We start from the raw sequence: 8,663 nt of genomic DNA on the forward strand, positions 1-8,663 counted from the left end.
CCGCTATCCGGGTGGACGCGTCGAATGAACGGAGCTGGCGTAAGACGCTTTGGTCTGGGATTGATTCCGTGGATCGGTGCAATCCTGCTCTGGTACACGGTGCGCTGGAGCGGCTTCGTCAATGTCTCGCTGATCCCCGCGCCGCACCAGGTCGCCGCCAAGTTCTTCGAGCTCCTCACGAAGGAAGGCCTCCTCGTCGACATCTTCGCCTCGACCAGACGCGTCTTCTTCGGCGTCGCGCTCGGGATTCTTGCAGCGGTCCCCGTTGGCTTCCTGCTCGGCTGGTATCGCCCGGCCCGCACCTTCGCGGACCCGATGATCAACTTTTTTCGCGCGCTGCCACCAATCGCCCTGATCCCGCTGGTGATTGTCTATTTCGGCGTGGACGAGGTCGCAAAACTGGTCATCCTGTTCTACGCCTCATTCTTCTCCGGCGTGATCGTGATGTATGAAGGCGTCTCGCAGATCACGCCCCTCTACATCCGCGTAGCGCAGACGCTCGGCGCCAGTCAGGCAGAAATCTTCCGCAAGGTCATCATTCCCCTCACCGTCCCGCATATCCTCACCGCGCTGCGGGTCGCATTGGGCGTGGCCTGGGCGACTCTCGTTGCATCCGAGCTGATAGCGGCCCAGCGCGGACTTGGCGCGATGATCCAGAACGCCTCGACCTATTTCCTGCTCGATGTCATTTATGTCGGCATCATCTGCATCGGCCTGATCGCCCTGATCATGGACATGATCCTGCGCAGGATCACGGCGCGGTTGCTGGTGTGGCAGGATCGGGTCGTCGCATGACGAAGCGTGCGCGATTCGAAAACGTTTCGTTGTCATTCGAAACTCCGAGGGGCCACCTCAACGTCGTCGAAGACGTCACCTACGACATCAACGATGGCGATTTTATCGCGGTGATCGGCCCCTCCGGCTGTGGCAAGACCACGATGATGAGCATGCTCGCGGGCTTCCAGAGGCCGACGACCGGCAATGTGCTGTTCGACGGGCGTCCCGTCGCGGGCCCCGGGCCCGAGCGCGGCGTCATCTTTCAGGAATATGGCGTCTTCCCGTGGCTGACCGTGAAGCAGAACATAGCTTTCGGCCTGAAGCTCAGCGCCAACCGCGTCCCGGCCGGTGAGCGCGATGCCATCTGCGATCACTATCTCGGCCTGATGGGATTGTCCGACTTCGCCAGCTCCTATCCGAAGCATTTATCCGGCGGCATGCGTCAGCGGCTCGCGATCGCGCGTGCCTATGCCGTCAAGCCGCAGTTCCTGCTGATGGATGAGCCGTTCGGCGCGCTCGATGCCCAGACCCGATCCAACATGCAGAACCTGCTGCTAAAAGTGCTCGAGACCGAAGGCAAGACTGTCATGCTAATCACCCACTCCGTGGAAGAGGCGATCTATCTCGCCTCCCGCATCGTGGTGGTGACCGCGCGGCCGGCACGGATCAGGCAAATCATCGACGTGCCGTTCGCCTATCCTCGCGATGAATCAATCCAGGAGCGGGCCGAATTCGGCGAGTTGCGAAGCTACATCAGGCAGCTCGTCATGGACGAGTATCGCGCCCAGCAGGCGCAAATGCGTCCGGCATCATTCTCGGAATAACAAACAAAACGGAGGATACCATGGACCGCAGACAATTTCTGACCACGACGGCGGGCCTCGCGCTCGGCACCTTCACGGCCTCAGCACCGGCGATCGCGCAAGCGAAAACGAAAGTCCGCGTCGGCTATCTGCACACCGTCGCGGTCGACGGCCAGATCTGGACCGGCATGGATCGCGGTTCCTTTGAAAGGCAGGGCCTCGATCTCGAGCTGCGACAGTTCAACACCGGCCTCGAGATCTTCCAGGCGCTGATCGGCGGCAGCCTCGACGTACTGGCCACCGGCGCCGTGCTCTCGAACTTCCCTGCCCGGGGGCAGGGCAAGGTATTCCTGATCAACGACATTGAGGTCGCGACCGCACAGCTCTGGGTTCGCGGCGACCAGGGCATCAAGTCGTTTGAGGATCTGAAGGGCAAGCGGATCGCGACCGCGACCGGTACCACCGCGCATGTGTTCCTGGATACCGCGCTTCGCGCCAACAAGGTCGATCCGAAGGAGGTCGAACTCGTCAACCAGACCATGCCAGCGGCCGTGACCGCCTTTATCTCCGGCGCGGTACCGGCCGTCGCTCTTTGGGTACCCTTCAACGTCACGGTTCGGGACAAGGTGCCAGGGGCGGTCAAGCTCGCCGATGCGTCAGCCTACTATCCAAAGGCCGCTATCATCGGCGGCTGGGCGGCGGCCAACGATTATTACGAGCCAAACAAGGAAACGCTGGCGAAGCTGATCCGTGGCTGGGCGGATGCGAATGACTACATTGTCGCGAACAGCACCGAAGCGATGGAGAAGCTGCAGAAGGGTCACTATAGCCAAACCCCGCTGGCCGACATCAACGAATCGTTCAAGGCCCAGAAGATGTTCACGTCCAGGGAGTGGAAGCGAATGTACTCAGACGGGACGGTCACCAACTGGCTGCAGCAGTCGACAGATTTCTTCATGGCCAACGCAGGCATCAAGGACTCCACGCCGGCAACCAAATATTTCGATCCCAGTCTGTATCTAAAAACAATCGTGTGATCTGATTGCGGAAGCTGGCGGCTCCCTTGCAAGGAGCCGTAGCACCCGCGCTCTCTTCATGTTGAAGAGGCTTTCGTTTCGAAAGCTGATCAGTCGATGATATGGGTCCCGTTTAGTTGAAGCGTACTGGCGGCGAACCGCCTCCGTTTGCATGACACTGAGCGATCCTGCGGCTTCATTGGCCCTGCTCATCACTGTAGGACCGCTGTTGCCCTGCTTCGGCTGTCTCGTTCGAGGCCAAGCAACGCTGCGCCCGCTCGATCTGGAAGTACAAGAACTAGTCATTCGACGGCTACATAGTCGCCATCTAGCTTCTGCGGCCGTTCTGCTTAACTCAGGCGAAGTTGATCCGAAACACAGCCGGGGCGCTTCTCGCCGAGCATGCGCCACCCGGATCTGAATATCAACTGCCGCTGACTGATAAGGTTTGCCGACAATCTTTATCAGTCTAGAACCGTCTCCCATTCGGATCGTTACAAGCAAGCCGACTGATGCCGCGTCCTTAAATTGTCATCAGATGAGGCGCCACCTTCCGCCGCTGCGCTCGTCTTTAGGAGCGGATGGCGTCAATCGCGTGAGCTAGTAGAACCGCAACGCTTGCCGCGATTATGATCACTAACAACCAACTGATCACGTCCGTCTCCATCAACATTATGGAGTGAAGGCGCTCAAACGCGCACAGTCAAAAACAAGTCGCCGAAAAGCTTAATTTCAGCGATGGGCTGAGGACTCGAGGCAACTCTTGCGTCCGCAGTCGGTCCTATCGGCGAGATGGCAGTAGCCGGGTCTCACCGACCCACCATGATGGGTCTCGGGGCAGCTCCCCTTTCGCTTGGCAGCAATAGAGAGCAGAATTGTTCCGTCCTCGGAACAGAATGCCCGCTAGGTTGATTTCGGTTCCGCCGAAATTGTGTTTGCAAAAGAGACAAAGTTGAGGCAGAATTTTTGCTACCGGGGCTGGCTGCATATTTCACTTGGTATTTTTGACCCGGCTTCATTTGACGACGCGTGGGCCGCAGCGATTTACCCCCCGCTGCGGCCTTCGCCGCACGGCAGGCCAGCGTGAACCGGCGAGCGCCCCTCAAGGTACGCCCTGTCGTTGGCGCCTCAGAGTCGGAGGACTGTGAGAACGGCTCAAGCGTCTCCAGCCGCAGCTTTCCGGTCTGCTCCGCTGATTGAGCTTCGCAGGAGCGGCTCGCCCTGGGCATTAGCCATTGGGACAGTGGCCCCGAATCGATGCCGGTTGCACGAAAGGGGCGGAATCCGCATTATGGTTTTGCTGGGCGAAGCGGATCTACCGTGGCTCTGAAGAACCCCGACGCTATTGCGGCAGTCGTGACTGCGCTGCGGCTTACTTACGGCGACGAAACGGCACGAGCCATGCTGGTCGGCGGCATGAGCCTGGCCGCGCTGATAGAGGCGATGTTCTCCGCCTCGGTTGAGCGACGCGATGCCGTTCGATACGTTGCGTCTGCCTTGGACGACTTCGCCATCTCGCCGGAACCCGGCCCCGTCTGGCACCTTCGCTACGTTTACGAAAGTCATGGCTCGTTTCGCGTCGTCGATATGGAGATTGCGACGCCAACAGGCACGCTGTCCAGTAAAGACGTCTGGCTACGTCTGCCCGTCTAGCTACCTTGCCACTTCTGCGATGTGGCCGGTGCTGTCGACGATTAGCGAGCGCGCGGTGCCTTCCTTGACGGCCTTGTAGGTCTTTATCTTTCCGGCTGGTAGTTCCTGGATCTGCGAATAGCCGGCGGCGCGAAGCTTGGCGATGATCTCCTCCGACGTCAGGCTGAGCGCGGACGAGGATCCCCAGACCAGTACGAGGGCAGCCATTACGAACGATCGCAGCACTTACCCTCCTTGCGCGCACGCCGTCATGGGGTTGACTCCTTATCTAGCCGCCGACCGGCCCCGACAACGTCTCCAGTCCAGCCTCTATTGCCGCGATGTCCTGCTCGATTTGCGCAATCGACAACCTGCAGTCAAAGCCCACCCAGGCCTTCAGGTCTCTGGCAAGTCGCCGGCGATGGATCCTCAGCTCTTCAAGCGACTGGCGGTCTTTCACTCTTGCGTAGCCATCCACAATCAACTCAATCGCACTCGACATGACGCTACTCCACAAAAACATTCTGATTTAATCGAATAAAGCTTAGTGCAAGCCGCCCGTTCGGCGCAACTTCTGCGCTGGCTTTGTACAAAATGGCCCCTCCGCCGGCTTACGCTTCAGCCGATGGGGCGGCTGGGGAACAACAAGAGCCAGAGAGCCCCTCGAATGTCCAACCAGGCCGTCGTCAAAATCGGTCAAGATCATTGACGGGCTGGCATTGCACTCAGCGTGCAACGGCAAATTCTTCGAAAACGGTTGAGCACAGGGTTTTAGTTTTTTCTAGCTTTTCCCGAACGGGGGCGTCAAACTTGCGTCCATTGAGAACGTAATTTTTTCAGGGACATTGCGATGGGAAAACCTGCCGTTTCCCGTGATGCCTTCCGGGGACTATTCGCTTTCTATGCGGCGAAGGCTCATCACGACCATAAGGCCGAGGCTGAACATTCCCTTTTGCGGATGTTCGGATCGGCGGACGATATACCGGATACGTTGCTGCAGCAGTGGTCGGACAGAGCTGAGTTGCTCGGCCCCGAAACCGTTGGTCGCTTAATGGATCCACGCGTCCGTCAAATCACGAACGGCAACGCGCAATACGACCATGCCAGCGACTTTCTTCACACGCTGCTGAGAGACCTCGGGCAGAAAATGCAGTGATCAAACCGCCATGCCGTTGGCGCCACAGTCGTCAGACGCATAGACTTGGCACCTCTTTTCCTGCGCTTTTGATCGACTTGGACTTCATAGGAACCCATCTGGCGTTCAGCCAAGCTCCATGAGCCGGCGCGCCCCACTGAGCTAGGTATCCATACCGCTGTTATCCGCCTGGATGCAGCCGACCCACGCCCGCTAAACCGCTGGACTGCGTCTGCTGCCACGTAGGCTACGATCGCAGCCGTGTGAAATAGTTCACAGATTGGGAAAAGAAAGCTCGCTACCATCGAGAGAGCGGCGGAGATGCTCCGGCCTGCTCGGTCGTCTGCCCATCCGGCTTGATGATGAATTGTTTGTTGTCTCGGTAGCGGAAAAGGCGGCGACGATGATTGACGACGATTTGGTCCGGGCACATCGCAACAATATTCAACGCTATCACCTCTTATTGCAAACCACTCTGACGGACTTCGAACGGCAGTATGTCGAAAGACGTCTGAGCGACGAGCAATCGAAGCTGGATAGGCTAATGACTCGTGCTCAAGCAAAGCGAGACGGCCAAGCGGCTACAGATCACGCAGGGTAGGACACCCGATGGAGCACACGGGCTTGCTGTTAAGGGCTGCGGCAGAAAGGCTTGTGCGAGCAGCTGCGCAGCTTCAGCATTCCGAGCGGAGACAACTAGCCGAAGCACGGCAGCACCACCTAAACACTTGCACTCGCCCTTCGATTGCGGTTGGATCGTCTTTTTAGGATTTGATCCAATGGCAATTCAATTGCTTGTGGCGAAGGTTCTCAGGGACGAGCTATCTTTAAGGGGCATGCAATCATTAAGCGTTGAAGATTCCGAGGCGATTGCTGCTCGCATCTTCGAGCGGATCACTGAGCTCGAGCTGGAACTTGCCGCCCGGGGGTTCAACATCCCCGCGAGCGGCGATGATAGACCAACGTGACGAGCCGAGCGTCATGTCCGTTTACGATCCGCTAGAGCTGGTGTGCACAAGGGCGCAAACTATTCGGCTCACGTTCTCGGAAATCGAGGGAATTCTTGGGAGGCCGTTACCGCCGTCAGCTTACAAGTTCAGTGCCTGGTGGGGAAATGAGAGTTCGCGCAAAGCTGGGCTCACGCAGGCGATGGCGTGGCTGCAGGCAGGCTTCACGGCCAGAACTTCACTGAAATAGCGGGCAGTGGAATTCCATCGAGCCTAAAGGCTTCTACGTCGCGCCACCTTAGTGTTGCGAGCTTTCCCGCGCGTCCCGGCAGCGTCAGTCCACGGAGAATCAATCCGAACGCGGCGGCCTGTTCTACCTCTCCTCGCGGTCCTCGGCTCTTCGGCCCTTCTCCTCCAAGGCTGCGTCGATGAAAAGGAGGTCCAGAATTGCATTCTTTGAGACAAAATAGCTCCCATTCGAACGCCCCAGTGCTTGGGTTATCGCTCAGGCCGAATAGCGGCCTACTGGGCAGACGACGAAGAGGTTCACCGTACTGCCGATTTCAAGTGCCAAATCGATCAGGGCAGCACTCCGAAATCAATAAGCCAATACACCTAGGTGGCACCGGACAGATCACGCAACACTCTTCAGCCACCAAGGTTGTGGTTGCAATGGACGAGACCGCTGTGGCGTCGCCGCATGAGCATGGCTCGAATTTTAGCCCGGGGAAAGGCGTACGTCCGAGCTCCTCGCCTCTGCGGGGCGACGCCTGGGGCGCGTCCGCGGTGAATGGCGCCCGCCGAGGTCCTATAGTCGGCACTGTCATCAGTTCAGCTTGAAAAACGTCTGCCCTAGCCGCTCCTTGAGCGTTTCCAGTAACGACAGTCTTGTATCAGGCGCCGCAGCTTGCGCTCCCGTTGCGGGTGCGGGAATAATATTCAACGGTTTCGCTGTTCGGCGGTTAGAGGCATTTTTCCCAGATTCGCCTTTTGCCGCATGCTTCGGCTTCAAGACCTCGCCGCCTGATTTCGGAGTGACCGGCTTCCCGGCGACGTCAAGTTCGGAGAATGCGCTCTGCAGAGGCCGAGCAGATTGCACCAACGTCGTCGATGTAGAAGGACTGATGTTCGACGGAGCCACAAGCGTCGGCAAACTGGTATCGATTATTACCCGTTCAGGTGCCCGCTCAACTGAGCTGATCCTTATGGACGGTCGCTCTACGTCACTGTTCCCTGGGCCCAGCGCCTGCTGCGGCAGGCACCAGCCGATTCCGATCATCAACAGGACGAGAGCGCTGCCGACGAATCCGAAGTATTTAATCAAAGGCACAGGCCGCCTCCGTTTGGGGACGACCTTGCGGCCTCGTTTGTTAGCAAAAAGCTAAAGGTAGATTAAAGCGGAAGACATGGTTACTACGCACGTTGCGATGCAAAGTGGCTATCTCGCGGGCGTCCGTGACTTCGATGCTGCGTCGTAGATCTCGATCTTCAGCATCGGATACTTGGCCAACAATTCAAGGGCCGCTTTAGTCGCGGCGTCCTGATCAAGAAATTCAGTCTTGAAGCGACCATCGACGAGCATCGCAAAGCCGGTGGCCGGCGCGAGGTCAGCACGCCGAACTTGGCTTGGTTGCGGACGTTCCAGGTGAAGGGTTGTTTTGTTCATTCCTTACTTATCCGGCTGGAGAACGCCCTTGCTGCTGAGGCTCTCGCAAATCGCCGAATTGAATGCTTGGGGTTTCCCAACCGGCGTAAGCACAGAACAAGAGAACAGAGATTCGAAATGCAATCGACATGCCGCCCGCCTTTTCTTGTTGGTGAGGACGGTACAAGCAACGTCTTACGGCCAGCTTAGGAGAAAGGGTTTGCGCAAGGTATACGCCTGATCAAAAGTGCGAGGCTGGTTTGCCGAAGCCCCCGTCACATTTCTGTCGGAGACCGCACCGATTCAGCATTCATGAATGAATTCGCTATCGTGACCAGGTGTACTGCGGCGGTGCCCAGCTGCTCCATTTCCTTGTCAGCAGTGTAGGCTGAAGCCGCTCGTCGATAGGCGATTGCAACGGTTGCGTATGCATCCGTGATCAGTACAGCTGAATGGTCGTGCGCATCCTTGGCTTTCCGATCACGTGCTTGGACGACTTTTGTTGCCGCCTGAGCGGTTAATTCAGCAAGCTTCTCGTTACTTAAGCTCGGATCATCAATACCAGGCTGACATGCAGAAGCCGCGCCGGCGATGGCCTGATAGTATTGGCGCTTCTGCCACTCATTGGCCGTCAGGTAACTCTGCAGCAGGCGGCGAGCCCTCACTTCAAGCTGCTTTCGATCGCTTCGGATCTTTTGATGATCTGAG

12 protein-coding genes are annotated in these 8,663 nt (G+C 57.9%); 7 read left to right on the forward strand and 5 right to left on the reverse strand.

Features of this window, described 5'->3' with window-relative positions; genetic code table 11:
• Positions 1 to 24: 24 nt before the first annotated feature.
• From AC0L3U_RS34470 to AC0L3U_RS34485, 4 genes are all read left to right on the forward strand, one after another.
• Complete coding sequence (locus tag AC0L3U_RS34470; RefSeq protein WP_247295241.1) at positions 25 to 795, forward strand: ABC transporter permease; 771 nt, start codon at positions 25 to 27, stop codon at positions 793 to 795.
• Positions 792 to 1,601: an ABC transporter ATP-binding protein gene (locus AC0L3U_RS34475; protein WP_027519185.1), complete on the forward strand. Its 810-nt coding sequence runs from the start codon at positions 792 to 794 to the stop codon at positions 1,599 to 1,601. The genes AC0L3U_RS34470 and AC0L3U_RS34475 overlap by 4 nt, the downstream gene beginning before the upstream one ends.
• 20 nt (positions 1,602 to 1,621) lie before the next feature.
• Positions 1,622 to 2,617, forward strand: coding sequence for an ABC transporter substrate-binding protein (locus AC0L3U_RS34480; protein ID WP_129276093.1), 996 nt, complete (start codon positions 1,622 to 1,624; stop codon positions 2,615 to 2,617).
• A 1,299-nt stretch (positions 2,618 to 3,916) separates the two neighbouring features.
• Positions 3,917 to 4,249 carry a hypothetical protein gene (locus AC0L3U_RS34485; RefSeq protein ID WP_007604755.1) on the forward strand — a complete coding sequence of 111 codons (333 nt, stop codon included), beginning with the start codon at positions 3,917 to 3,919 and terminating at the stop codon, positions 4,247 to 4,249.
• Here AC0L3U_RS34485 and AC0L3U_RS34490 read toward each other — a convergent pair whose 3' ends face one another.
• Positions 4,250 to 4,456 carry a hypothetical protein gene (locus AC0L3U_RS34490; protein WP_473364715.1) on the reverse strand — a complete coding sequence of 69 codons (207 nt, stop codon included), beginning with the start codon at positions 4,454 to 4,456 and terminating at the stop codon, positions 4,250 to 4,252.
• 61 nt (positions 4,457 to 4,517) lie between these two features.
• Positions 4,518 to 4,730 (reverse strand): hypothetical protein, encoded by a 213-nt coding sequence (locus AC0L3U_RS34495; protein WP_473364716.1) that lies wholly within the window; start codon positions 4,728 to 4,730, stop codon positions 4,518 to 4,520.
• A 348-nt stretch (positions 4,731 to 5,078) separates the two neighbouring features.
• On the opposite strand from AC0L3U_RS34495, the gene AC0L3U_RS34500 reads away from it, so the two are divergent.
• The 3 genes from AC0L3U_RS34500 (at position 5,079) to AC0L3U_RS34510 (ending at position 6,560) form a co-directional block, all read left to right on the forward strand.
• Positions 5,079 to 5,384, forward strand: a complete 306-nt coding sequence (locus AC0L3U_RS34500) for a hypothetical protein (RefSeq protein WP_473364717.1) — start codon at positions 5,079 to 5,081, stop codon at positions 5,382 to 5,384.
• 758 nt (positions 5,385 to 6,142) lie between these two features.
• Positions 6,143 to 6,331 carry a hypothetical protein gene (locus AC0L3U_RS34505; protein WP_247289126.1) on the forward strand — a complete coding sequence of 63 codons (189 nt, stop codon included), beginning with the start codon at positions 6,143 to 6,145 and terminating at the stop codon, positions 6,329 to 6,331.
• Between the two features lie 13 nt (positions 6,332 to 6,344).
• Positions 6,345 to 6,560: a DUF7662 domain-containing protein gene (locus tag AC0L3U_RS34510; protein WP_473364718.1), complete on the forward strand. Its 216-nt coding sequence runs from the start codon at positions 6,345 to 6,347 to the stop codon at positions 6,558 to 6,560.
• Positions 6,561 to 7,136: 576 nt separating this feature from the next.
• On the opposite strand, the gene AC0L3U_RS34515 is transcribed toward AC0L3U_RS34510, so the two are convergent.
• The 3 genes from AC0L3U_RS34515 to AC0L3U_RS34525 all read right to left on the reverse strand — a co-directional run.
• The gene (locus AC0L3U_RS34515) at positions 7,137 to 7,640 is read right to left on the reverse strand and encodes a hypothetical protein (protein ID WP_473364719.1); all 504 of its coding nucleotides are present in this window, start codon (positions 7,638 to 7,640) and stop codon (positions 7,137 to 7,139) included.
• Between the two features lie 108 nt (positions 7,641 to 7,748).
• Complete coding sequence (locus AC0L3U_RS34520) at positions 7,749 to 7,976, reverse strand: hypothetical protein (protein ID WP_247430601.1); 228 nt, start codon at positions 7,974 to 7,976, stop codon at positions 7,749 to 7,751.
• Between the two features lie 254 nt (positions 7,977 to 8,230).
• Positions 8,231 to 8,663, reverse strand: a 433-nt coding sequence (locus AC0L3U_RS34525; RefSeq protein WP_473364720.1) for a hypothetical protein, incomplete at its 5' end; no start/stop codon positions are given.

This window comes from Bradyrhizobium sp. Kon69 (assembly GCF_055807515.1).

Coding starts and splice junctions, on each gene's coding strand:
- AC0L3U_RS34470 (WP_247295241.1), top strand. CDS start 25: ATGAACGGAGCTGGCGTAAGACGCTTTGGTCTGGGATTGATTCCGTGG.
- AC0L3U_RS34475 (WP_027519185.1), top strand. CDS start 792: ATGACGAAGCGTGCGCGATTCGAAAACGTTTCGTTGTCATTCGAAACT.
- AC0L3U_RS34480 (WP_129276093.1), top strand. CDS start 1,622: ATGGACCGCAGACAATTTCTGACCACGACGGCGGGCCTCGCGCTCGGC.
- AC0L3U_RS34490 (WP_473364715.1), bottom strand. CDS start 4,456: ATGGCTGCCCTCGTACTGGTCTGGGGATCCTCGTCCGCGCTCAGCCTG.
- AC0L3U_RS34495 (WP_473364716.1), bottom strand. CDS start 4,730: ATGTCGAGTGCGATTGAGTTGATTGTGGATGGCTACGCAAGAGTGAAA.
- AC0L3U_RS34500 (WP_473364717.1), top strand. CDS start 5,079: ATGGGAAAACCTGCCGTTTCCCGTGATGCCTTCCGGGGACTATTCGCT.
- AC0L3U_RS34505 (WP_247289126.1), top strand. CDS start 6,143: ATGGCAATTCAATTGCTTGTGGCGAAGGTTCTCAGGGACGAGCTATCT.
- AC0L3U_RS34510 (WP_473364718.1), top strand. CDS start 6,345: ATGTCCGTTTACGATCCGCTAGAGCTGGTGTGCACAAGGGCGCAAACT.
- AC0L3U_RS34520 (WP_247430601.1), bottom strand. CDS start 7,976: ATGAACAAAACAACCCTTCACCTGGAACGTCCGCAACCAAGCCAAGTT.